At 69.6% G+C, this 24,142-nt stretch carries 18 protein-coding genes; 11 read left to right on the forward strand and 7 right to left on the reverse strand.

Annotated features, from left to right (window positions below; genetic code table 11):
• Positions 1 to 182: 182 nt before the first annotated feature.
• The gene (locus tag H9Y04_RS14040; RefSeq protein WP_187814146.1) at positions 183 to 1,778 is read left to right on the forward strand and encodes a glycoside hydrolase family 53 protein; all 1,596 of its coding nucleotides are present in this window, start codon (positions 183 to 185) and stop codon (positions 1,776 to 1,778) included.
• Positions 1,779 to 1,846: 68 nt separating this feature from the next.
• On the opposite strand, the gene H9Y04_RS14045 is transcribed toward H9Y04_RS14040, so the two are convergent.
• Positions 1,847 to 2,218 (reverse strand): iron chaperone, encoded by a 372-nt coding sequence (locus tag H9Y04_RS14045; protein WP_187814147.1) that lies wholly within the window; start codon positions 2,216 to 2,218, stop codon positions 1,847 to 1,849.
• A 55-nt stretch (positions 2,219 to 2,273) separates the two neighbouring features.
• Here H9Y04_RS14045 and H9Y04_RS14050 point away from each other — a divergent pair, with 55 nt between their 5' ends.
• From H9Y04_RS14050 to H9Y04_RS14075, 6 genes are all read left to right on the forward strand, one after another.
• Entirely contained in the window at positions 2,274 to 4,412 is a 2,139-nt protein-coding gene (locus H9Y04_RS14050; protein ID WP_187814148.1) for a GH36-type glycosyl hydrolase domain-containing protein, read from the forward strand.
• A 445-nt stretch (positions 4,413 to 4,857) separates the two neighbouring features.
• Positions 4,858 to 6,753, forward strand: a complete 1,896-nt coding sequence (locus tag H9Y04_RS14055; protein WP_187814149.1) for a sensor histidine kinase — start codon at positions 4,858 to 4,860, stop codon at positions 6,751 to 6,753.
• An 86-nt stretch (positions 6,754 to 6,839) separates the two neighbouring features.
• Positions 6,840 to 7,268 (forward strand): roadblock/LC7 domain-containing protein, encoded by a 429-nt coding sequence (locus H9Y04_RS14060; protein ID WP_052578790.1) that lies wholly within the window; start codon positions 6,840 to 6,842, stop codon positions 7,266 to 7,268.
• A gap of 2 nt (positions 7,269 to 7,270) precedes the next feature.
• Positions 7,271 to 7,648 (forward strand): DUF742 domain-containing protein, encoded by a 378-nt coding sequence (locus H9Y04_RS14065; RefSeq protein WP_187814150.1) that lies wholly within the window; start codon positions 7,271 to 7,273, stop codon positions 7,646 to 7,648.
• Positions 7,626 to 8,237 carry a GTP-binding protein gene (locus H9Y04_RS14070; protein ID WP_187814151.1) on the forward strand — a complete coding sequence of 204 codons (612 nt, stop codon included), beginning with the start codon at positions 7,626 to 7,628 and terminating at the stop codon, positions 8,235 to 8,237. Before H9Y04_RS14065 ends, H9Y04_RS14070 begins: the two co-directional genes overlap by 23 nt.
• Positions 8,234 to 8,803 carry a GAF domain-containing protein gene (locus H9Y04_RS14075; protein WP_165334170.1) on the forward strand — a complete coding sequence of 190 codons (570 nt, stop codon included), beginning with the start codon at positions 8,234 to 8,236 and terminating at the stop codon, positions 8,801 to 8,803. Before H9Y04_RS14070 ends, H9Y04_RS14075 begins: the two co-directional genes overlap by 4 nt.
• 75 nt (positions 8,804 to 8,878) lie before the next feature.
• On the opposite strand, the gene H9Y04_RS14080 is transcribed toward H9Y04_RS14075, so the two are convergent.
• Complete coding sequence (locus H9Y04_RS14080; RefSeq protein WP_187814444.1) at positions 8,879 to 10,153, reverse strand: acyl-CoA dehydrogenase family protein; 1,275 nt, start codon at positions 10,151 to 10,153, stop codon at positions 8,879 to 8,881.
• 1,208 nt (positions 10,154 to 11,361) lie between these two features.
• Complete coding sequence (locus H9Y04_RS14085) at positions 11,362 to 12,534, reverse strand: mandelate racemase/muconate lactonizing enzyme family protein (protein WP_187814152.1); 1,173 nt, start codon at positions 12,532 to 12,534, stop codon at positions 11,362 to 11,364.
• Positions 12,535 to 12,793: 259 nt separating this feature from the next.
• Here H9Y04_RS14085 and H9Y04_RS14090 point away from each other — a divergent pair, with 259 nt between their 5' ends.
• From H9Y04_RS14090 to H9Y04_RS14100, 3 genes are all read left to right on the forward strand, one after another.
• A complete protein-coding gene (locus H9Y04_RS14090; protein ID WP_187814153.1) occupies positions 12,794 to 13,657 on the forward strand; it encodes an ABC transporter permease in 864 nt (287 codons plus the stop codon).
• Between the two features lie 91 nt (positions 13,658 to 13,748).
• Positions 13,749 to 14,768, forward strand: coding sequence for an ABC transporter substrate-binding protein (locus H9Y04_RS14095; protein WP_187814154.1), 1,020 nt, complete (start codon positions 13,749 to 13,751; stop codon positions 14,766 to 14,768).
• Positions 14,769 to 14,866: 98 nt separating this feature from the next.
• On the forward strand, positions 14,867 to 15,679 hold the full coding sequence (locus tag H9Y04_RS14100; protein ID WP_187814445.1) for an ABC transporter ATP-binding protein: 813 nt from the start codon (positions 14,867 to 14,869) through the stop codon (positions 15,677 to 15,679).
• Positions 15,680 to 15,838: 159 nt separating this feature from the next.
• Here H9Y04_RS14100 and H9Y04_RS14105 read toward each other — a convergent pair whose 3' ends face one another.
• Together H9Y04_RS14105 and H9Y04_RS14110 are read right to left on the reverse strand one after the other, a co-directional pair.
• Positions 15,839 to 16,762: a sugar phosphate isomerase/epimerase family protein gene (locus H9Y04_RS14105; protein WP_236070797.1), complete on the reverse strand. Its 924-nt coding sequence runs from the start codon at positions 16,760 to 16,762 to the stop codon at positions 15,839 to 15,841.
• A complete protein-coding gene (locus H9Y04_RS14110) occupies positions 16,759 to 20,241 on the reverse strand; it encodes a ThuA domain-containing protein (protein WP_187814155.1) in 3,483 nt (1,160 codons plus the stop codon). Before H9Y04_RS14110 ends, H9Y04_RS14105 begins: the two co-directional genes overlap by 4 nt.
• A gap of 344 nt (positions 20,242 to 20,585) precedes the next feature.
• Here H9Y04_RS14110 and H9Y04_RS14115 point away from each other — a divergent pair, with 344 nt between their 5' ends.
• Complete coding sequence (locus H9Y04_RS14115; RefSeq protein ID WP_187814156.1) at positions 20,586 to 21,533, forward strand: alpha/beta fold hydrolase; 948 nt, start codon at positions 20,586 to 20,588, stop codon at positions 21,531 to 21,533.
• Positions 21,534 to 21,609: 76 nt separating this feature from the next.
• Here the strand turns inward: H9Y04_RS14115 and H9Y04_RS14120 are convergent, their stop codons facing one another.
• Positions 21,610 to 22,395, reverse strand: coding sequence for a hypothetical protein (locus H9Y04_RS14120; protein WP_187814157.1), 786 nt, complete (start codon positions 22,393 to 22,395; stop codon positions 21,610 to 21,612).
• 211 nt (positions 22,396 to 22,606) lie between these two features.
• Positions 22,607 to 24,109 (reverse strand): DUF4331 domain-containing protein, encoded by a 1,503-nt coding sequence (locus H9Y04_RS14125; RefSeq protein ID WP_187814158.1) that lies wholly within the window; start codon positions 24,107 to 24,109, stop codon positions 22,607 to 22,609.
• Between the last annotated feature and the right edge of the window lie 33 nt (positions 24,110 to 24,142).

A 24,142-nucleotide genomic window follows, 5' to 3' on the forward strand; every position in this document is an offset into this window, starting at 1 on the left:
CCGACGGAGCACGCGCCCGTCAGCCCATCCATCCAGGTCATCGGACCGCCTGGCGCCGAGCCCGGCAAGGGCCGCTCGGCGCCAGGCCCTCACACCCCCCGACCGGAACGTCATCAGGGGAGCCTCCGGGCGGGGGTTCTTCTATCCCCGATCTCCCCTAACCCCCCGTCGAAGGGACGACGATGAAGTTCCCCCTCGGACGCACCATCAGACGCACCACCGGACGCACCACCTGGGCACTCACGGCCGGTCTCGCACTCGCCTGCCTGCCCGCCCTGCACGTCCTGCCCGCGACCACCGCCGAGGCCGCGAGCACCCTCGCCAACACCGGGTTCGAAGCCGACGGCACGGGCAGCGCCGCGCCCAGCGGCTGGTCCGAGTACGGCACGACCGCAGCCTCCTTCTCGGAGGCCGGCGGCCACGGCGGCAGCCACCGCCTCAGCCACTACTCCGCCTCCGCCTACAAGGTCGAGACGTACCAGTACCTGACCGGTCTCGCCGACGGGAACTACACGCTCAGCGGCTGGGTCCGCTCCAGCGGCGGGCAGAACTCCGCGTATCTCTCGCTGAAGAACTGCGGGAGCGCCGAGCAGCGCACCGACCTGCCGCCCACGCCCAACGGCAAGTGGATACGCCTGGTCACCTCGGTGAAGGTCACCGGCGGCGCCTGCACCATCAGCCTCAACTCCGATGCGGCGGCGGGCCAGTGGGCGAACTTCGACGACTTCACCTTCACGCCCGGCTCCACCGGTGTGCCGGTGAAGGGCGCCGACATCTCCTCCCTCAAGAAGAACGAGGACTACGGCGGCGTCTACCGCAACAGCTCCGGCACCGCTACCGACGCCCTCGCCACCCTGAAGTCCTCGGGCATGAACTACGCGCGGCTGCGCGTCTGGCTCAACCCCGCCGACGGCTACAACAACAAGGCCCGCGTCCTGACCCAGGCCAAGCGCATCAAGGCCCAGGGCATGAAGCTCCTGGTCGACTTCCACTACTCGGACACCTGGGCCGACCCCGGTGTGCAGTCCCCGCCGGCCGCCTGGGCGGGCCACTCGTACACCCAGCTGCGTACGGACGTCTACCACCACACGTACGACGTCCTGAACGCGCTGAAGGCGCAGGGCACCACGGCCGACATGGTGCAGATCGGCAACGAGATCAACACCGGGCTGCTCTGGCCCGCGGGCAACACCTCCAACTGGTCCCAGACCGCAGGTCTGTTGAAGTCGGGTGCCGAGGCCGCGAAGGCCGTCTCGTCGAGCACGCTCGTCTCGCTGCACCTCGCACACGGCGGTGACAACGCGCTCTACCGCTGGTGGTTCGACAACGCCGTAGCCCAGGGCGTTCCCTTCGACGCCATCGGCCTGTCCTTCTACGGCTACTGGCACGGCAACCTGTCCGACCTCCAGGCGAACCTGGACGACCTGTCGGCGCGCTACAAGAAGCCGCTGTTCGTCGCCGAGACGGCGTACCCCTTCCGGCTCGACAGCAAGGACGGCTGGGAGAACGTGATCGACCAGTCCGGCGAGCTCGTCGCCGGCTATCCCGCGACCGAGGCCGGGCAGGCCCAGTGGCTGCGCGACATCATGAACGTGGTCGAGGCCGTGCCCGGCGGCCGCGGGCTCGGGGTCTTCTGGTGGGACGCCACCTGGACGGCGGTCCAGGGCAACGGCTGGGACCCGGCCGATCCGTCCTCGGGCAACGCCTGGGAGAACCAGGCCCTGTTCGGCTACAACGAGCGCCCGCTCCCGGCCCTGCAGTGGTTCAAGCACCGCTAGGACGTGAACGGCCGACCAGGCCCCTGACCCGGTAGAGCAGGCCCTGACCCGCTGCGGTCAGGGCCTGCTCACATCCACTTGACGCCGTCCACCTCGTGCTCGCGCACCCGGTACGCGATCATCCGGCCGAGCAGTTCGGCCGGCACCGGCTGCCCGTACGGGAGCTTGATCGAGCCCTTGCCCGTCGCATACGGGACGAGTTCGGCGTCGAAGGCCTCGCGGGTGCTGGGCGTGAACACGAAGTTCGCGTGCTCCTTGTGCCCGCTCATCGCGAAGAGGATCGTCCCCGAGGGGTGCACCCAGGCGGGATGGCCCCACTTGACCTCCTCGCTCGCGTCCGGCGCCGCTCGGTGCGCAAGGGCACGTAGCTGCTCGAGTAGCGCGCGACCGGGACCTGCGAAGCCTTCCAGGTACTCGTCCACCGTCGTCGGTTTGCTCATGGGATCAGTGTGGCAGCATGCGCCGGACGAGCCAGGCGGGCGGTGAAAGGGTGCCATGAGCGGTTACGGACGCTGGATCGACGACTCGGGACTGCCCGCGTTCGCCCTGTTCACCGGACCGCCGCCGCCCGCCTGGAACCGCGTGATCGATCCGCCGACCCGCCGCCGCTGGGTGCATCTCGGCAACCGCAGACTCACCCTCGTGGCCGATACGGACGGCCGGTGCGGGCTCTGGGACGAGCACAAGGACCTGCGCTGGCTGACCGAGCCCGAACCGCGCGGCACGGGGGTCAGCCGGGTGTACGACGGGGAGTCGGAGCTCCTGGCCTCGGCGCGCAGCGAGGGCCGCGATCCGCAGATCGTGTTCGGACCCACGTATCTGCGCGTCGGCAGTGCTTGCCCCGACCTCGCCCTCGAACGGACCGTACGGCTCCCCGAGGGCGAGGAGCCGGTCGTCCTGATCACGGTCGCCGTCACCAACCACCGTGCGGAGCAGGTGACGTGGACGCTGAGTGAGGAATGGGACGTACGGCAGCGGGTGCTCGGGTATCTGGAGATCGGGGCGCGTACCGAGCGGCCTTCGTACGAGGGCGGGGAGCTGCTCGGGCTCGCAGGGCCCGGGGGCGTGGCCGAGGGGGCGCAGGGGCTGCTGCGGGTGGAGGTGCCGCTCGAACTCGGGCCGGGGGAGCGGGAGGTGGTGCAGTTCCGGTTCGGGCTCGGAGACCTTTCCGGCGGCCCGGAATCCGCCGCCGACCTCGACGCCCTGCGCCGCCGTCTCCCCACGGCCGCCGCGGAGCAGGCACCGCAGGCCGCCCACGAGATCCCCTGGCACGCAGCCCTGCTCACCGGCGCCGCCTGCACGGACGGGGTCCTCGGCGGACACACCCTCGACCAGGGCTCGGCCTACTCCTACCGCCACGGCTTCAACGGCGCGGCACGCGACCCGCTCCAGCACGCGCTGCCCCTCGTCCACACGGAACCCGACCTCGCCCTGTCGGTCCTGCGCAACACCTGTGCGTGGGCGAGCCCCGACGGTGAACTCCCGTACGCGCTGGACAACCTGAAGCAGCCGCGCACCGATCTCTTCCAGCCCTCGGACCAGAATCTGTGGAGCCTGTGGCTGGCCGCCGAGTACGCGGCGGCGACCGGCGACCTGGCTGCGTTCGCGGAGCCGGCGCCGTTCCACCCCGTGCACAAGGCGGCACAGGTGCCGCTCGCGGAGCATCTGCGGCGACAGTTCCGCTGGTTCAAGGAGGTCGTCGGGACCGGCGAGCACGGCCATGTGCGCATCCTCAACGCCGACTGGAACGACCTCGCGCTCGACGAGGCGGGCATCGACCGGCAGACGATGATCGACCGCGGCGAGTCCGTGCTCAACTCGGCCATGGCGGCATGGGTACTGCCCGTCTACGCGGGGCTCGCGGACCGGCTCGGCGACCCGTCCACCGCTGCCGAGGCCCGGGCGTACGGCGAAGAGTTGCGCGGACGGGTCGCGGGGGAGTGGAACGGGCGCTGGTTCCGGCGCGCGCTCGGTCCCGGCGGCGCGTGCGCGGGCGACGACACCCTCTGGCTCGAAGTGCAACCGTGGGCGATCCTGTGCGGCGCCGCGACCGACGAGCAAGCACGCCAACTCCTCGCCACCATCGACGAGTTGCTGCGGAAGGACTCCCCGCTGGGTGCGCGGCTGCACTGGCCGCCCAAGCCCGACGGCATGGGCGGCACCTGGTACGCCATCAACGCCACGCTGATCTGGGCCGCCGCCCGGATCGACCCCGGGCTCGCCTGGGACGAATGGCGGCGGATGTCGCTCGCCGCCCACGCCCGGGCCTACCCCGGGCTCTGGGAGGGAACGCTTTCCGGCCCCGACGCCTATCTGCCGCCCGAGTCCGAACGCCCCGGGCAGACCTGGGTGCTGCCGGACCTCGGTGTCGCGATGCAGGCCTGGCCAGTGGCCAACCAGCACAGCCATGCCCAGCCGCTGCTCGCCTACCTGCGGCTGCTCGGGGTGGAACCGACGCGGGACGGGCGCCTCGGCGTGGGCGGCGGGGCGGAGTTCTCCAGCCGCTTCCTCACGGTGCGGGCGGACGGGTCCGGGCGGCTGCGCGGCAGCGGCGGCCTGGCCGTCACCACGCGCGACGGACACCTGCACGAGGGCCAACTGGAGGTCGCCTGGGGGCCGTTCACCGGGGAATGAGAGGCTGTGGCCCGTGAGGTTCCGGTTACGCGTGGGAACAGGTGGGGTACACCTTCGTTCACCAGTCCGAATGCCTATAGCAGAGCTCGGCGAGCTTCGCTCGACTTTGCCAACTGACCCGCGCACAAGACGCGTTCGCGACTACCGTGTGTGTCCGCCGATCTACGCACCGGACGCAAGCCGGCGTCCGGACGGACCGGCCGTGCGGTGCTGCCACATCGCACGCTTCCGGCTGCCGGAGACGGCCACCGGACCCCCACGCCCTTCGTACGACTTCCGCTCCGCACTCCAGACCAGCTTCAGCTCCACAGGGCGCACCGGGCCCGCTTCCGCCCCGGCGCACCGAACCGCCCCACACCTCGCACCACACACCGCCCCACACCTCGCACCACACACCGCCCCACACTTCGCACCGAACCCGAGCGAATTCCACCCGAGGACGCTGATGTCGAATCTCCGCGAACCGGCCGCACGCGCAGATCGCCGTGAGGGCGGCGGGCGGCACGGCAGGCAGCCGAGCCGCGCCGCCCAGCCGCCGCTGCCCGAGACGCACATACGCCGCCAGCTGCTGCGCATCGCGGTGCTGCCCGCCGTCGCGGTCTCCCTGTGCGGCGCGGCCGCGGTCCTGTTCACCCTGCGCTCGACCGAGGCGAGCCCCGACACAGAGCTCTGGGTCGTGCTCGGCGGCGCAGGCTTAGTCGCCCTGGCCGGGATCGCCTCGGCGGCCATCGCCGCCGAGCGTTCGGCCAGGACCGCACGCGACCGGCTCATCTCCCTGCGCAAGACCAGCGCCCGCAGCCAGGCCGATCTGCGACAGCTCGTGGAGCGGCTGCGCCGCGGCGAAGGACCGCCGCCCCGCAAGGCGCCCCCGCGGCCGAGCCAGGACCCCGACGAGTTCGAGCAGCTGGCCGAGGAGCTGACCCGCGCCCACGAGATGGCGGTCGCCTCCGTCGTGCAGGCATCCCAGCTCTCCAGCCACGCCGGCAGCGAACAGAAGGTCGAGGTCTTCGTCAACCTCGCCCGGCGGCTGCAGTCCCTGGTGCACCGCGAGATCCAGCTGCTCGACGAGCTGGAGAACGAGGTCGAGGACCCCGAGCTGCTCAAGGGCCTCTTCCATGTGGACCACCTCGCCACCCGCATCCGCCGCCACGCGGAGAACCTCGCGGTGCTCGGCGGCGCCATCTCCCGGCGCCAGTGGTCCAACCCGGTCACCATGACCGAGGTGCTCCGCTCCGCGATCGCGGAGGTCGAGCAGTACTCGCGCGTCAAGCTGGTGCCCCCGATCGACGGCACCCTGCGCGGCCACGCCGTCGCCGACGTCATCCACCTGGTGGCCGAACTCGTCGAGAACGCCACGGTGTTCTCCGCACCCCACACGCAGGTGCTGCTGCGCGCCAGCCATGTGACCGCGGGCCTCGCGGTCGAGGTCGAGGACCGGGGCCTCGGCATGCCGGTCACCGAGCAGAACAAGATGAACACCCTGCTCTCCGACCCCGACCAGGTCAACGTCGCGAGTCTCCTCTCCGACGGCCGGATCGGCCTCTTCGTGGTCTCCGCGCTCGCCCGGCGGCACGGTGTCGCCGTACGGCTGCAGTCGAACATCTACGGGGGAATCCAGGCGGTCATCGTCCTGCCGCAGGGGCTGCTCGGTGCCGAACAGACACCGCAGCCGTCGGCGCAGAGCGCCGACGCGCCGCGCGTCCCGAACCCCGGAGCCGGCGAGCCTGCACAGCTCACCAGCTCCGAGCAGACCGGAGCCACGCCCCGGCCCGTGCCGCAGCCGGTACCCCAGCCCGTGACCCGCGGCGCGGCCGCGCCCGCCCTCGCCTCGCGCACAGCGGGGAGTTCCTCGCTGAGCCACGTACCGGAGCAGCCGCAGCGCGAGGACGCCGGGTACGAGGACGGCGTGTACGAGCCCACCTCCGCCGGACTCCCGGTGACAGGCAACGGCACCCGCCTCAACGGCGGCGCACCGCTCCCCGTGCGTGCCACCCACGAGGAGCGGCCCACTCCCTCGGACGCCGTACCGGGCATCCGGCCGGAGGACCGCGCCGCCGTCACCGAGCACCACAGCTCACCGGCCCCGGGGCACAGCGCGGTGCGCGGCACCATGGGCCGCCCGCAGCTGCCCAAGCGCCGAGCCCAGGAGCACATCGTTCCGCAGCTGCGCGAAGAGCCGCCCACCCGCACGGACAACGGGCATCTGGTCGGCCACGATCCGGGTCTGATGGCCGCGTTCCAGCGGGGCATCGGACTCGCCGAGGCCGCGGACATGGCGCAGGACCCCGCCCAGGACCGCGAACAGACCCTCCGCAGCCGGGGAAGTGACCCGACCGGATGACCCATCGATTACCCCCCACCCCCGCGAACCCCGCGACCCTTTCGATCCTGCCGCAGGACCCTCGTACCCCAAGGAGTCGATCCACCATGGCGAGCGATGTGCCGAACGGCCATGTCTCCGATCTCGACTGGCTGTTGAGCGGCTTGGTGCAGCGAGTACCCCACACCCGCAGCGCGGTGCTCCTCTCCTCCGACGGACTGGTCAAATCCGTCCACGGACTCGACACCGACAGCGCCGACCACATGGCCGCGCTGGCCTCCGGCCTGTACTCCCTCGGCCGCAGCGCCGGCGCGCGTTTCGGGGACGGCGGTGAGGTGCGCCAGGTCGTCGTCGAACTGGACTCCACCCTGCTGTTCGTCTCCACCGCCGGCTCCGGCACCTGTCTCGCGGTGCTCGCGGGACGGGACGCCGACGCGGCCGTCCTCGGCTACGAGATGGCGATGCTGGTCAAGAGCGTCCGGCCCTACTTGGTGACACCCGCTCGGCAGGCCGCCGAGTCCGGTCTGAGGCCCTGAGAGTGGCGGCCCCGCAGGACGGGCCGTGGCTCGACGACGCGGCCGGCCGGCTGGTGCGCCCCTACACGGTGAGCAATGGGCGCACCCGGCCGACCGCTGCCTTGGATCTTCTCTCGATGGTGATGACCACCGGCGCCGTGCCGGCCGGTCAGATGGGACCCGAGCACACCGACGCGCTCGGTCTGATCGGGTCCCGACCCACCTCGGTGGCGGAGGTGGCCGCGCACTTACGGCTGCCCGCCGTGGTCACCAAGGTGGTGCTCTCGGATCTCGTCGACTGCGGGGCGCTCACCGCGAAGGCCCCGTCGTTCCGTACGCAGAACCCCACCGACCGGTCGCTATTGGAGGCAGTGCTCGATGGCCTACGACGACGGCTCTGACGCCTTCGCCCAGGACCCCTTCCCCACCGCGCTCAAAATCCTCGTCGCGGGGGGTTTCGGGGTCGGCAAGACGACGTTCGTGGGCGCCGTCAGCGAGATCGAACCGCTGAGCACCGAAGAGCTGCTCACCACCGTGAGTGTCGGCACCGACCGGCTCGACGGGATCGAGCACAAGACCACGACGACGGTCGCCATGGACTTCGGCCGGATCACGCTCGACTCCCGCAATGTGCTCTATCTCTTCGGCACACCGGGCCAGGAGCGGTTCTGGTTCATGTGGGACGAGCTGTCCGAGGGGGCACTCGGCGCGGTGATCCTCGCCGACACGCGCCGCCTCGAGGACTGCTTCTCCGCCGTCGACTTCTTCGAGCGCCGCGGAATCGGCTTCGTGGTCGCGGTCAACGAGTTCGACGGCGCCTTCCGCTACGAGCCGGAAGAAGTACGCGCCGCCATAGATCTCCGGCCCGAGGTCCCGGTGGTCCTGACCGACGCCAGAATCTCCTCGTCCGGCATCCAGACCCTGGTGACCCTCGTGCAGCATCTGCTCACGAAGTCCACTCCGGCCCCGAGCTTTGGAGCAACGACATGACGTACGACCCGACCGGGCATCTCCTGCTCACGCCCATCGACAAGGAGGCGCCGAGCCGGGTGCAGCGCCTGCGCCAGCTCGGCCTGGGCGAACATGCGGACCCGGCCTTCGACGCCTTCGCGGACCGGCTCGCCGAGGTGACCGGGGCGCCCTTCTCGATGGTCAACTTCATCGACGAGAACCGGCAGTTCTTCGCCGGACTGCACACCCCCACCGGCACCCACTCGGGCAGCGAACTGGGCGCGGCGGCCGCAAGCGCCGGCGTCAGCCGCTACATGGCCCGTGACCACGGCTACTGCCCGCACGTCGTGGTGCGCCGCAAGGCCCTTGTCCTGGAGGACGTCTGCGACTACCCGCGGTTCGCGGGCAACCCCGTCGTCGACGAGATCGGCATCCGCTCGTATCTCGGCGCGCCGCTCATCGACCGTACGGGCATGGCGCTCGGCACCATCTGCGTGGTCGACACCGAGCCGCGCCCTTGGGGAAGGGCGGGGCTCGAGACGATCAAGTCCCTGGCCGCCGAGCTGATCGAGCAGATCCACCGCCGGGAGGACGGCCGCATCTGACATCAAGTCCCGTTCGTGCCGTGCGAGTTCGCGCACGAGGAACGGGGCCGACGGGGGACTTCACGGCAAGGTCGTTCAGGCCTTGCCGACACAGTGCGTGCGCTGCGGCGGGACCTGACCCCAGCGTCCCTCCGCCAAGGACACGTCCTGCACGGGGCTCGGCGGCTCCTTCCGTACGAGCTCGCTCAGCCGCTCCGACCAGCTGCCCTTCGCCGTGCCCAGGGCCACCTCGGCGAGCCTGAGCAGCTGGACGTCCGAGGTGCCTGCCGGCGCGAAGATATGGTGCGCGTCGCGCAGGAACCGCTCGATGGGCCGGTTGGTGAACAGGCCGGCGGCGGCATGGATCTCCATCGCGTTGCGCGCCGAGTCCAGGGCCGATTCGACATTGACGACCTTGGCGTTCATCAACTCCGCGTCGCAGTCCACGCCTTGGTCGAGCAGATGCACCGCGTGATACGCGGCGAGGCGGGCGGTCATCAGGCGGGACTGCATCTGGCCCAGCTTGATTTTGACGTTGGCGAGCGCGTGCAGTGGCTTGCCGTAGCGCTCGCGCTCCGCGCAGAACCGGGTGGTCTCCTCCACCAGCGCCTGGTGGATCCCGAGGGACACGGCCGTGAGGTTCGCCCGGCCGTAGAGCACGGAAGAGGAGTAGGCCACGGAGAGGCCGTCGCCCTCCGCGCCGAGCCGGTTGGCCGCGGGGACACGGCAGTTGTCGAAGATCAGCTCGCCGAAGCTGAAGCCGTGCAGGCCCATGGCGGGCTGCTGCTCGCCCAGCGAGAAGCCCGGGCGGTCCGACTCCACCAGGAAGGCTGTCAGGCCCTTGGACCCCGGTCCGGTGCGGACGATGACGCCGTGCAGATCGCCGACATGGCTGTTGCCCACGTACACCTTGCGGCCGTTCAGGACGTAGTCGTCGCCGTCGCGTAAGGCGCTCGCCGCCATGCCGAGGACATGGCCGCCCGACTCGTGTTCGGTGACCGCGATCGTCGGCAGGCAGCGGCCGGCCGCGACGGCCGGCAGCCAGGTCTTCTTCTGCTCGTCGTTGCCGAAGTGCACGATCTTGGCGACGCCCAGCTGGGAGGCCTGCAGCATCGCCCCCATCGCTCCGCTGACCCGCGAGAGCTCCTCGATGATGATGGTCTTGGCCAGATGCCCGGCGCCCATGCCGCCGTACGACTCGGGGATGGTCGCCCCGAGCCAGCCCTGCTGCGCGATCAGACGGGATATGCCGTGGGCAGTGGTACGCGACTCCTCCATGGCGGGGATCCGCGGGCGGACCTCCAGTTCGGCGAAACCCCTGACGTGTTCCCGGAGTTGTCGGTGCCGTCGGCTGGTGAAGTAGCTGTCCATGGTGCCCATGCCGTCCATCGCGAGCCTTCCTCCGTGAAAAGCCTGCTCGCAGGGTTGTTCGAGCAGGAGTTTTCTTCGAAGTGGTCCCGTCCCGAACAGGCCACCACACCATCTTGTTGAAGGTTGAGCCGACCACAAGATCGTCTCGCAACTTTGGCGCAAAAGGGGACAGTTGACATGTGCCGGCTCGGCGTCGGGTGCGGTGAGTCCATCCGGTCCACGCCCGAGGCATTCCCCTCGTCCATCCGGCTGCCACATGCCTCGGGCAACAGTTTCAGCGGCATATGGCAGACCGGGTCGCAGGACCGCCCCGGAACGCTCAGAGTGTCCAACTCGAGCGACAGAATTCGGACACAGTCGCCCTTGTCCGGGTCGGAATTGGACTCACGGAATGGTCCTCCTCTGTTTCGCATCCTGAGATGGGGTTACGGGAGTGCCGGGGTAGGTCCGGAGTGCCGGGGTTTCGGCCTGCTGACGCACCCGTTCCGTGGCGCATTTCCGGACTCTCCCGCCACAGGCGCCCCGCGAAGTGGAACGCCTGTTCGCTGTCCGGAAGGGGCGTACTGCAGGAACGGTTCGGCTACACGTCGGTACGGAGGCAGGCGGCCCGGCGCATGGATGCGCGCGGGGGCGCAAAGGGGGCGCGTTCGCACCTCGGGGGCGTGGCTCCGGGTGAGCCGGCCGCCCTCGGACTGTTTCGTGGTTCAGTGCCTGGCTGTCTCGTGTTTCAGTGCCTTGATGTCCTGCGGGTCGGCGCCTGGTGCTTCCGCGGCTCGGCTCCTGACTGTCCGGTGGGTCAGTACGTGAGGGCCGTCCCGGACAGGATTTGGCGGGGGAGCGGGCGGCTCCCCGCAGCCCGGTGACGGGACCCGCCGGCTCGGGTCCTGCGGGACCTCGAGGCCAAGCGGCGCTTGCTCGCCCGGCATGAGCCGATTTCGGATCTTGCCGGGGCGTGGGGGCCGGCGCGCACGCCAGCCGCACGGTCGTCATGCGCGGACCACCCGAGCGCTCGGCTGCGCTCGGGTGGGCAGGGGGTGCCCCCCTCGCGTTGATTCCCTCCTCCGCCTTGCAACAGAGCGCAGCCGAGTTGAGAGCTTGGGGAAGGGGGGGGCAGGCCCCGCTTCGACAGCCGCCGCAGGCGCGGCTTCCATGTCCGGCGGGATCCGAGATCGGCTTCCGGGTCCGTCAGGGTCCCCCCCAGTGACGCGCTAGCCCAGCACATCCACCGCCAACTCCCGCACCACGGCCTCGTCCACCTCGACCCCGAGGCCCGGCCCCGTGGGCACCTGGGCGATGCCCTTGTCCACGGTCACGGTCGGGCCGGCGTACGGGGAGGCGATGAACTGGCGGCCGTTGAGGTCCACCGGGGTGTCGATGCCGTGCGCGGCGAACAGGTGGAGCGACGCGGCGAGGCCGAGGTCGGAGTCCGTGAGGCCCGAGCCCATCAGGCGCACCCCGCTGTCCTCCGCCAGCTGGCACAGCCGCCGCGACAGTGTGAGTCCGCCGCTGCGCTGCACCTTGGCGATGGCGACGTCCACCGCCTCCAGGCGTACGAAGGTCGCCAGGTCCGAGGGGTGGCGCAGCGACTCGTCCAGGGCGACCGGCAGGGGAGAGGTGTCGCGCAGCCGGCGCAGCCCGGCGATGTCGTTGGCGGGCAGCGGCTGTTCGAAGGCGGTGACGCCCCACTCGTCCAGGCGGCGGGCCACGCGCAGGGCGCTGTGCACGGAGTAGGCCTGGTTGGCGTCCACCCACAGCGGTGCGGAAGGGGCATGCTCGCGTACGGCGGCGACCACCGCGAGATCGGTCTCCTCGTCGTGCAGGCCGATCTTGACCTTGAAGGCCTGATAGCCGAGCGCGAGCCCTTCGGCCACGCTCTCGCCCACCTGCGACGGGGTCTGGCCCGAGACGATCCAGCCCAACTGCAGTGATTCAAGGCGGCGTTGCCCCCACAGCACCCCCAGCGGCACGCCGGCCGCCCGTCCGAGCAGATCGTGCAGGGCCACGTCCACCGCCGACTTGGCGAGCGGCGCGCCGATGCTGAAGCCCCGGTTCACCGCACGGTCGAAGGCGCGGTCGACGCCGTCCAGATCCCAGGCGGGGCGGCCGGTGATGGCGGGGGCGAGATAGCGGTCGATGGTCGTGACGATCGACTCGGAGGTCTCGTACGTCCAGGCGGGGATGGGGGTCGCCTCGCCCCAGCCGTGCACCCCGTCGGCGCTCACCTTGACCAGGATCCGGATGCTCGGCCGCCCTGCGACGGCCACCGAGCCGCCGGAGACGCCGAACGAGCGGTGCGTGGGCAGTGCCACCGCGAAGGTCTCGACGCGGTCGACGGTCAGGGAGGTCAGGGCGGCGAGTGCGGGCGCTCCGGTCGGTTCCATGTCCAACTTGGCCTCTCGGTAGGGGAGTTGCGGACGTGTGGTGCGGGAGACGAGCGAGGGGTGGGCTCGATGGAGCGGAAACCTGTGCACGACCTATTGACCGTGCGCTCGGGCGGTCATTAGCGTGACCGGGAGCGTACCAGAAAGCGCTTTCTGAAAGCGTTTCCGATCAGAGCGCAGCGCAACCCCTGCACGGCCGGAGCGCGATCCCGGGCGACCGGCTCTACGTCAACTGCACTCACCCCCAGGGGAGTTCCTCGTGAGTCAGAGCGCACTGTCCTCGGCACCCGTGAAGACCGCGGGTGTCGCGCTACGTGAAAGCCCGAGCGCGCGCGAGCGGTTCGGTGACGCCGTGGAGAAGAGCTGGCGTCCCGTCGCGCTGCTGCTCGCGTGCTTCGTGGCCTGGTGGGTGATCGCCGCCGCGGAACTGGTCGAGCCCTATCTCGTGCCCTCGCCCGGCAAGACCTTCCAGGTGATCGTCGACAAGCCCGACTACCTCTGGCAGCACAGCTGGGTGACCACCTACGAGACGCTGATCGGCTTCGTCGTGGCGGTGGCCATCGGGGTGTTCGCCGCCGTGATCATGGTGTACTCCTCGACGGTCGAGAAAACGCTCTATCCGATCCTGCTGTTCGCGCAGGTCGTGCCGAAGATCGCCATCGCCCCGCTGTTCGTGGTGTGGCTGGGCTTCGGTATCGCGCCGAAGATCGTGATCGCGGTGCTCATCGCGTTCTTCCCCGTGGTGATCTCGATGGTCACCGGGCTCAAGGCCGTCGACCCGGAGATGCTGCAGCTCTCCTCGACGATGGGTGCGAGCCCCTGGCAGACCTTTGTGAAGATCCGCTTCCCCGCGTCCCTGCCGCACCTGTTCTCCGGCCTCAAGGTCGCGGTGACGCTGGCCGTGACCGGTGCGGTGGTCGGGGAGTTCGTGGGCGCCAACGAGGGCCTCGGCTATGTGATTCTGCAGGCCAACGGCAACCTCGACACCCCGATGCTGTTCGCCGGACTCCTGGTGATGTCCCTGATCGGTGTCGTGCTCTTCGTCATCGTGGAGATCGCCGAGAAGCTGCTGCTCCCCTGGCACGCGAGCCGCCGCGAGTCCGGTGTGACCACCGCTTTCTGACCGGCCCCGCGCCAAGCCGCTCAACTCGCAAGGCCCGTAACCCCATTCAGGCAAGTGACACCGACGTCCGCTCGTGAAAGGGCAGGCCACCATGCACCCGCGCAGAACACTGATAGGCCTCGTCCCGCTGCTCCTGGTCGCCGCCACGGCCTGCGGCGGGGACGACTCCACCACCACGACCAGCAAGGACGGCAAGAAGCTGGACAAGGTGACGCTGACGCTCAACTGGTATCCGTACGGGGAGCATGCGCCCTTCTACTACGGCAAGGCGCAGAAGATCTTCGAGGACAACGGAATCGACCTCACCATCCAGGCGGGCCAGGGTTCGCAGAAAACCGTGCAGGCCACGGCCGCCGGCCAGACCGACTTCGGCTGGGCCGACACCCCCGCCGTACTCGCGGGTGTCGAGCAGGGTGTGAACGTGAAGAGCCTCGGGGTCTTCCTGCAGACGACCCCGGCCTCCGTACAGTTCTTCGCCGAACAGAACATCAAGTCGCCCGCCGATCTCAAGGGCAAGGTCATCGCCGGTACGACGGGTGACGCGCTGTCGAAGACCTTCCCGGCATTCCTCGCCGCCAACGATCTCGAGGAATCGGACGTCACCGTCCAGAACACCGACCCGGCCGGCAAGATCGCCGCAGTGATCTCCGGCAAGACGGATGCCCTGCTCGGCTACGCGAGCGACCAGGGTCCGACGATGGCGAACAAGGCGAAGAAGGATGTCGAGTACCTCCGCTTCTCGGAGCACGGCCTGAACTTCTACTCCAACGGTCTGATCGCCGGCCAGAAGACCCTCGCCAAGACGGACCTGGCCAAGCGGATGGCGAAGGCCGTCAGCGAGTCCTGGGCCGCCGCGGAGAAGGCACCCGCCGACGCGGTCAAGTCGATGGACGGAGCCTCGGAGCAGCTGCCGCCCGAGGAGGTGCTCACCGAGCAGTTCGAGACCACGCTCACCCTGCTGCACACCGACGCGACCGAAGGCCAGGCTCCCGGTGCGAACACCGAGGAGGACTGGCAGAAGACCATCGACGTCTTCAAGGAGGCGGGCATGGTCAAGAACGCCAAGCCGGTGGCCGAGTACTGGGCCCAGGACCTGGCGCCGAAGAGCTGATCATGCCGGGAGCCCAGATGCCGCAGACAGAACAGCCCGACGGGACGGAGACGACCCAGCTCGTCGAAAGCACGTCGCCCCAGCTCGTCGAGGACAAGATGAACCGGCTCGCGAAAGACAGGGCAGCGGACGGCGGCCGCGAACCCGCCGTACGGCTCGCCGATGTGGCCGTCCGCTTCCGCAGCAAGAAGCGGGACGTCACGGCGCTCACCGATGTGTCGCTCGATGTCACACCGGGGGAGTTCGTCGCCATCGTCGGCCCCTCGGGGTGCGGCAAGTCGACCCTGCTCAAGCTGGTCGCCGGCCTCCTCAAGGCCTCATCGGGCGAGGTGCGGCTGCAGGGTGAGCAGGTCGCGGGCCCACGCCATGACATCGGATACGTCTTCCAGCGGGCCGCTCTGCTCGAGTGGCGCTCGGCTCTGAAGAACATCCTGCTGCAGGCGGAGATCCGCAAGCTGCCGGCCGCGCAGGCGCGGGCGAGGGCGGACGAACTCATCCGGATGACCGGACTCGAAGGCTTCGAGGACGCGCTTCCGCATGAGCTCTCCGGAGGCATGCAGCAGCGCGTGGCCCTGTGCCGGGCGCTGCTCCACCGGCCGCCGGTGCTCCTGATGGACGAGCCGTTCGGTGCCCTCGACGCGCTCACTCGCGAGCAGATGAACGTCGAACTCCACCGGATCTGGCGGGAGACGGGCACCACGGTGCTCCTGGTCACGCACTCCATCGCGGAGGCCGTGTACCTGGCGGACCGCGTGGTCGTGATGAGCCCGCGCCCGGGCACCGTCCAGGAGATCATCCAGGTGGATCTGCCGGCGGAGCGGGACTACGCGGACACCATGGGCCGCACGGAGTTCCGGGATGCGACCACGCATATCCGGGGTCTGCTCGGGACGGCGGCGGAGGACGACTGACGCCCGCCGCGGTCCCGCACGAAAGCGCCCCAGCCCTTCCTGACGAGGGGGCGGGGCGCTTCATGCCCTCCGTACGGAAGAGCAGGGCAGCACGACAACCGGACACGAGCAGGGGCCGGTCACCGTGGACACAACGGTGACCGGCCCCTGCCCCGTGCCTCAATACCTCAGCGCCGCCAGGTGGTTGTAGCTGATACGAGCCGTGGCGAACGGATCGGCCGGACGGTCGTGTTCGACCAGCCACTGCTGTACGCCGCCCACATGGGCGTTCTCGAACATCGCGGCGAAGTCGAGGACTCCGGAGCCCACATCCGCGAAGTCCCCGTTCGGCGCCATGTCCTTGACGTGCAGCGCGGGGAACCGCCGCGGGTGCTCGACGAACAGGCGGGCCGGGTCCGCGCCGCCGTTCGTGGCCCAGTAGACGTCCAGCTCGAAGGCGACCAGATGCGGATCGGTCTCCCTGAGCAGGATCTCGTACAGGTTCTCGCCGTCCACCACCGCATGGTCGGCGCCGTGGTTGTGGAACTGCACGGGGCCGAGTCCGGCGTCCCGCGAGGCCTGACCGATGCGGTTGAACTCCCGTGCCGCCGCCCGGAATCCGGCCGGTGAGTGCATCGAGCCCGGCAGGCTGGGCACCACCGGCCACTTGGCGCCGAGCGTGTGCAGATCCTCCAGCGCCTGGGGCAGTCCCGCCCCGGTGAGGGTGGTGTAGGCGACGTGTTCCAGGACCGGCCTGAGCCCCGTCCGGTCCAGGAACCCGCGGATCGCCGAGGCGCTGTGCCCGTGCCGGCCGCTCACGCCGACGGTGGCGTAACCGATCTCCGCGAGCTGTTCGAGCGTGCCGAGGAAGTCGGCGGCGAGGGGGGTGCGCATCGTGTAGAGGTGCATGCCGATGCCACCGCGCGGGATGCAGCGCGTGCGCGCGGCGTCGCTCTCGGAGGTGTGCGAGGGCTCGAGAACGGACGGGGCGTCGGAGGCGTACGCGGGCGCGGCGGCGAATCCCGCCGCGACCGCAAGGCCGAGCGAACTCCCGAGGAACGCCCGTCTGTTGAGCGTCGTGCGGTGCGCCATGTGGTGCGTCATGAAGTGCCCCCTTCGGCCACGGTGATCCGCACCGAGCCCGTCGAAGTGTCGCCCTTGTCGTCGGTCACGGTCAGCCGGGCCGTGTAGGCACCCGGACGCGCATACGTGTGCTCGGCGGTCGGACCCTCCGGGCCCGTGGGCTTGGTGTTGTCGCCGAAGTCCCAGTGGTACGAGGCGATCTGGCGTCCCTCGGCCGGTTTGACCGTGCTCGTGAGCTTGACCGCCCCGGCCGTCTGCTCCTTGCCGAGCGTCACCCGGGTGCCGCCGTTCTTCTCCACGCCGGGACCGTTGAAGTGCAGCCAGTCGAGCGTGAGCAGATCCGCCTTGTCCGGCGTCCACGCGGGGTTGGTGAACACCGCGTACAGCTTGGTGGTGGCGCCCATGTCCTGGAGCGCGGTGGTGGGCGAGACGAAGTTGCTGTAGCTGCCCGTGTTCGGGACGGTCACCTTGCCGACCAGCGCACCGGTCGGCGAACCGGCGCGGAACTCGATGTCACCGCCGAGGCCCCCGGAGGCCGCGCCGACCGTGACCGAGTCGATGCCCTGGAAGTCGGTCGGCTCGAAGGAGGCCCAGTCGCCGTGCTCGATCTCGATCAGGCGCTTGCCGGCGGAGGCGTCCGCCCGGCTGCCGATCTCGGCTCCCTTGTTGGCGCCGCCGGTGGCCGTGAAGTGCTCGGCCTCGCGGAACGTCGTCCGCAGCGTCAGCGAGGACGACCCGGTCAGCGCGGGCACGCCGCCCTCGCCGCCCTTGTCCTCGTACTGCGCGCTGATCCCGTAGTACAGGTTCTGCCCGGGACCATGGCTCTCCCCGGCATCCGTCACGATCTCGCCCGCGCAGCCCGTGTAGTTGTCCAGCGGATGCAGATGCGAGTCATGGCCGAGCTGGGACTGGACGACGACACGCGAGCAGTCGATCGTCTCGTCCTCCGGATCCTGCACCTTCACCTCGAAGGGGATGGTGTCGCCGAAGGAGAACAGACCGCCGTTCGGAGGCTGCTTGATGGTCACCACCGGCCGGGTGTTGCCGACGGTGATGTCCTGGACGGCGAGCGCCGTCAGGTCGCCGGGCGCGGTCACCTTGAGGCGCGCGGTGAACTGCCCCTTCTCGGTGTACACATGGGTCGGGTTGGCCTGGGTGGAGTCGGTGGAGCCGTTCCCGTCGAAGTCCCAGGCGTACGTGACGTCACCGCCGCCCGGAATGCCCGAGCCCGCGCTGGAGAACTTGACGGTCAGCGGCGCCTTGCCGGTGTCGAGGGCGGCCGTGGCCCGGGCGTCCGGGAGCCGGTTGTCCCCCACGTAGTCGATCCGGTAGATGCCCGAGCCGTCGTTGCTGCCGCCGCGTCCCGTGCCGCTGCCGAGCCCGAAGTCGATGACGTACAGCGCTCCGTCGGGACCGAAGTCGGCGTCGAAGGGCTGGTTCCACTGCATGTCGCCGAACACGGAGTTGATCGAGTGCAGATCACCCGCCTTGGCCGCGGGGAAACGCGGATCGGTGAACGACTGGTCCTTCTCCTGGATCGAGAACGTCTTGAACCACTTACGGGTCAGCTCGTAGTTGATCCACTTCCCCTCGAAGTACTCGGGGAATTTGGTGCGATACGTGTTCTCCGGGTCGTAGTCGTAGACGGGACCGCTCATCGGGCCGCCGCCCCCGGTGCCGAGCTCGGGGAATTCCGGAGAGGCCGAATACGCGTACCAGACGGTCGCGGGCTCGGCGTCCGGCAGGTCGGTGAGGCCGGTGTTGTTGGGCGAGTCGTTCTTCAGCGCGGCGCAGTCGAACTTCGCTCCGGAGGTCTTGGTCGCGAAGTCGTAGTCGTTGAACGGGGTGTTGTTGCCCACGCAGTACGGCCAGCCGAGATTGCCGGCCTTGGTGACGCGGCTGTATTCCACGGTGCCTTCGGGGCCCCGGTTCGGGTTCGCGGCCCGTGCGTCGGGACCGTAGTCGGCGACCAGGAGCGCGCCCGAGTGCGGGTCCGTGGTGATACGGAACGGGTTGCGCAGACCCATCGCATAGATCTCGGCCCGCGTCTTGTCCGTACCGGGCGCGAAGAGATTCCCCTCGGGGATCGCGTAGGTGCCGTCGTCCTTCGGGGTGATGCGCAGAATCTTGCCGCGCAGATCGTTCGTATTGCCCGAGGTGCCCTGGGCGTCCCAGGCGCGACGGCCGTCCTGTTCGTCGATCGGCGTGAAGCCGTCGGAGGCGAAGGGGTCGGTGTTGTCACCGGTCGCCACGTACAGATTCCCGCTCTTGTCGAAGGTCAGCGAGCCCGCCATATGCGAATTCGCCCGGCCCTCGCCGCGGAACGTGGGAATGGTCAGCAGCCGCTTCTCGCTGGCCATGTCGACCTTGCCGCCGGCTTCGGTGAACCGCGACAGATTCAGCCGCTTCTCCGTCTTGTCGGAATGCAGCAGATAGAGCCAGTGGTTCTCCTCGAACTTCGGGTCGAGGGCGAGCCCGAGCAGGCCGTCCGACTGGCTGGTCATCTCCGGCGTGTACGCGAAGTCCAGGGCCGTGGTGACCTTGAGGTTCTCCTGGTTGATGATCTTCAGCTTGCCGGTGCGCTGGATGAAGAACACCCGGCGGTCGGGGGCCACCGCCAGCTCGAAGGGGTCGGCCAGATCGCTGGTCGCCAGGGGAGTGCGCTGGAACGCGCTGGTCTTGTTGGCGGTGCAGTCGCCCGGCTTGTCGCCCGCGGCCCACTGGATGCCGCCGAGCAGATGCTTCAGGAAGTACTCCTCCTGGAAGGCCGATGAGGCATGGCCGCCGGCGGTGAACCAGGAGCGGCCGCCGTCGTAGTTCTGGCACCAGGAGTACGGGTGGTCGACGCCCTCGTCCAGGCCGGTGATGCCGTCGCGCACCTTGATCTGGGCGAGGGTGTGCACCTTGCCCGTGGGATTCGTGCGCCAGTTGTACCACTCTTCGGTGCGCTCCCAGAGCTGCGGAAGGCCCTTGGTGGAGGGGTGCGCCTGGTCGAGGACCTTGATCCGGCCGGTCTGCACGGCCGGGTGCTTGTCGAAGATCGCGCCGACCAGGCCCTCGTACCAGTCCCAGTCGCGCTCACTCGCGCTCGCCGCGTGCAGGCCCACGTAGCCGCCGCCGGCGCGGATGTACTTCTGGAAGGCCGCGCGCTGCTCGGCGTTGAGGAGGTCGCCGGACTCCGGTGTGGAGTTGGTGTTGTTGAAGACGATCGCCTGGAAGCCCGCCAGGTTCTCGTCGGTGAAGGCCGCCGCGTCCTCGGTGGCCTCGACCTCGAAACCGTTCTCTGCGCCGAGCTTCTTGACCGCCTCGACTCCGGCGGCCCGCGACTCGTGGTCGAAGTTGGTGACCTTCGAGAAGACGAGCACACGGAACGGCGCCGCGGCGTGAGCCTGTTGGGGCGTCGCGATCAACAGGCCTATGACCAGGGCGAACAAGGCGGCGACGACGGTCAGCGGCTGCGGAAGTCTTCGGAGTCGGCTGCCGTGCGGGGGATGACTCATGGGCGCTCCCGGTGTCGGGGAATACGGCGGGTGCCGTCGGCGCAGCAGCTGCCGACGGGCTTGGAAAGCGCTTTCTGAGGTGCAGTCGCTCAGCGTAGGTTCCGGTGATCGGAGGGGTCAATGGGTCGTCGTGGGCTTGTGACGTACGGGAGTTGAGGGCGCGTCGGCGGGGGAGCGGCGCGCGCTGGGGTACGGGAGCCGAGGGCATCGCACGCGTGGGCCGGGTGCGCCTCCGTACGGGAGTCGAGGTGGGACGGCGTACGCGTCCGGCCGGCCAGGTGTCCCGATGGCCTCGCTGGGCAGGGGGCCTGTCGTCCCCTCTCGCGAATCGAGGAGCGCATCCGATGACGACGTACACGACGCAGTCCGTGACCGCGCCGGACGGTCTGCAGATCGCCGCGTACAGCTGGCTGCCGGCGAACGGGCGGCCCCGCGCGCTGGTGCAGATCGCGCACGGCGCGGCCGAACACGCCCAGCGCTACGACCGGTTCGCCACCGAACTCGTCGCGCACGGATACGGGGTGATCGCCTCGGACCACCGCGGTCACGGCGCGACCGCCACCTCGACGGGCGGGTACGGAGTGGCCGAGGTGCCCGGCGCCGCGGGGGAGGGGCAGGACAGCTGGCGGGCGATCGTCGACGACCTCAAGGCGGTCGGGGACCGCGCCCGCGCCCTCTACCCGGACGCGCCGACCGTGCTGCTCGGACACAGCATGGGCTCGATGCTGGCGCGCGACTACGCCCAGGAGTACTCGGACACCCTCGCCGGTCTGATCCTCTCCGGCACCTTCCGCTCCCTGCCCTCCGTGGAGATCGAGGGCGCGCTCGACCGGCTCGACCGCGAGATCGCCGAGGGCGGCCGTGCGGCGGAGTCCTCCTTCCTGCCGGAGGTGTTCGCCTCGTTCAACGACCCGTATCCCCACCGCACGGGCTTCGAGTGGCTCTCAAGGGACGAGGCCGAGGTCGATGCGTACGTCGCCGACGAACGGTGCGGTTTCGCCTTCTCGGCGGGCCTCGTACGGGACTGGGTCAACGGCGTCAGGAAGATGAACGACCCGTCTCAGCTGGCCCGGATCCCGTCGGACCTGCCGATCCACGTTGCGGTCGGCACACAGGACCCGTGCAACCAGTCGATGTCGCTCGTCCACGACCTGCTGGAGGACTTCCGATACGTGGGCGTCGCCGACCTGACCTGGAAGGGCTACCAGGACGCACGCCACGAGATCCTGAACGAGACCAACCGTGCCGAGGTGCAGGCGGATCTGCTGGCCTGGCTGGACAAGCGGGTGTGACCCTTCGTCCGTACGACGCAGGGGCCGGCCATCACCATGGCGGGCCCCTGCGGGTGTGTCGTACGGACGCGGTCGGCTACTTCCGCGCGGACTCGTCCTTCTCCATGCCGGGCTTCAGCGGCAGCTGCTTGCCGGGGAACACCGAGGCGTTGATCTCCAGCGTGATCACATGCGTACCGGGCTTGATGTCGGCGCCGACCGTCTCCCGCAGCTCCTTGGAGTACTGCTCGGAGAGCTTGAACTTCCAGTCCTTCGGGCCGACCGTGAACTCGCCCTGGTTCTCCCGGGGGTTGATCAGGTCCGTGTAGAACTCGAGGGTGTCGTAGTGCGCCAGCTCGATCTCGTGCGGGACCGGGCTGTCGTCGATGTAGACGTTGGCGCTGGCCTTGCTGATGAACGGGAAGTCGTGCAGCCAGAAGCCGTCGACCTTGTGCGAGCGGCCGGTCTTGGTGTTGGTGAACTTCCAGCCACCCGGGTACCAGATGCGCCCGTTCACGAAGTTGATGTTGCTGTAGCCGATCGAGCCGACCGGGGTCCACACGCCCTTGCCGTCCTTGAGGGGACCGACCGGGCACACCGCCTCGACCTTGATGTTGTTGCGCTTGAGCTCGGCGAGGGTGGCCGGGGCGAACGGCAGCGTGCCCGTGCCGCTCTGCATGAAGAACCAGAAGGCGGTGCCGAGCTCCGGCGCCTTGTCGTAGTAACCGGGCGCATCCTTTTTCAGGGTGTGCGCGGTCGGGAGGCAGTTCGTGGCCGGCGGGTTGCCCGGCGGCGGAGCGGATGCGGCCGAAGCCGTCGAGGTGCCGGCCGCGGCGAGCGCGGCGGCGGTGGCCAGAGCGACCGCGGTCTGACGCAGAAGCATGAGATCTCCAGGGGAACGCATCCCCCCTCGGACAGCTTCAGTGAAAACGCGGCGGCACCTGCCTGCCAGCAGATGCCGCCGTACGGGGGAGAGGGTGGTCACTCTGTGTGACGCAGTTCAGGGTGGAAGAGGCGCAGCCCGGGGGCGAAGAGGCGCAGCCCGGGGACGAAGAGGCGCAGCCCGGGGGCGCAGAGCAGCAGTCCAGGTCGGGTCAGAAGAGTCTGTGCGGATCGGCGAGATACGGGAAGTCCGAGGACAGCTTCGTGGGCGGCCCGGAGGTCGTGAAGCGGAACAGCGGCGCGTACTCCTTCACCGCCGGCTCGCCCATCGCGACCCGTACCAGCACATGCGTGGGATCGTCGGTGAGGCGGCGGCCGTTCGGGTAGCCCTGGGGGTCACCGTCGAGGAAACCGCCCTTGCGCGGCGTCGCGCTCACCGGGGTGGTGAGGTTGAGCCGCAGCTGCTCCGACGGCCGGAAGGCATCGGCGTCCGCATCCGCGTTCATCACCTGCGAGTTGAGCTCCGTGCGGATCGGGCAGGACGTGCCCTCGCCGACCGGGCAGCGGGCCTTGCCCGAAAGCCCCGTCATCAGGAGCTGGAACATGTCCTTGCGGGGGTTCGGCTGCGGTGCGGGCAGACCGGGATGCGTGGCGTGAAAGGCCTTGGGTCCCTTCAACTTGGTGACCATGTCGATGAGTTGACGATTGTCGGCGTCCTCGGCCGCGTCCCAGGTGTTGAACTGGTCCGCCACTCCGCCGATCACGCCCAGCGGCGAACCGCGGAACATCGCCGCCGGTGTGAGGTAGTTGTCGGGCGCGAGAGCCTCGTTGACGATCACATTGCCGACGCGCGAGACCTGCGCGTACCGGGGAGTGCCACCGCCGCCCGGCTGCACGTTCAGCGTCTCGCGGGCCGCGGTGGCCCAGATGCCGACGACGGGGTTGCGCGCCGGGTCGCCGTTCAGGGCGAGCGCCTTCTTCGGGACCTGCAGCGCCATCACGGTCACGTTCGTGCCCTGCAACGGGCTGAACGGCAGCGGGAGTTCCGTGCCGCTCTTGAGGATTTCCATCTCCCGCGAGTCGTTGAAGAACGGATCCGCCGCCTGGCCGGTGTACACCTTCCCGCCGCCCGGCACCGCAAGCGTGGCCTCGCGGCGCAGCGCACCGTAATCTGGCATCCCGACGGCCCCGGCACGGCTCGGGGCGGCGATCGCGTCCCTCACGAGCACCTTTGGCGCCTTCCTTGGGCGCAGCTCCTCCAGGGTGTAGCGCTGCTTGAACTTCAGATTCGGTGAACTCAGCGAATCCACCTGCCCGTTGAGCACCCCGAGGAACTGCCTCTGCCCCTCGTCGCGGAACGTCCAGCGGTACGTGAGATCCGGCCGGCCCGTGCCCCGGGTGTCGATGTTGAGGTCGTAGTGCGTGCGCGTGCCGAAGGTCGCGGGCGGCAGCACCCCGTCCACGGGCAGCCGCAGCGACTGGTACGTGGCGATCAAGGTGACCGTGTCCGGCGCCTCCGGGCTGGTGAAGGCGTACAGATCACCGGCGTTGATCTCCGGGTCGAGCATGGCGCTCGGCGCGTCGATGTGGCTGCCGGCCGACGCCCCCTGCGTACCGGGGCCGCCCCAGGCGGCCAGCGCGATCAGTGCCGAGGCGGCGACCGCGGCCGTGGGGACACGGCGGCGCGGGCGGTGCGGCGAGGGCTTGTCGGCCATGACCAGTGCTCCTGATGTGTGCGGAAGGGAGGC

This window comes from Streptomyces polyasparticus (genome assembly GCF_014493765.1).
GTDB lineage: Bacteria > Actinomycetota > Actinomycetes > Streptomycetales > Streptomycetaceae > Streptomyces > Streptomyces polyasparticus.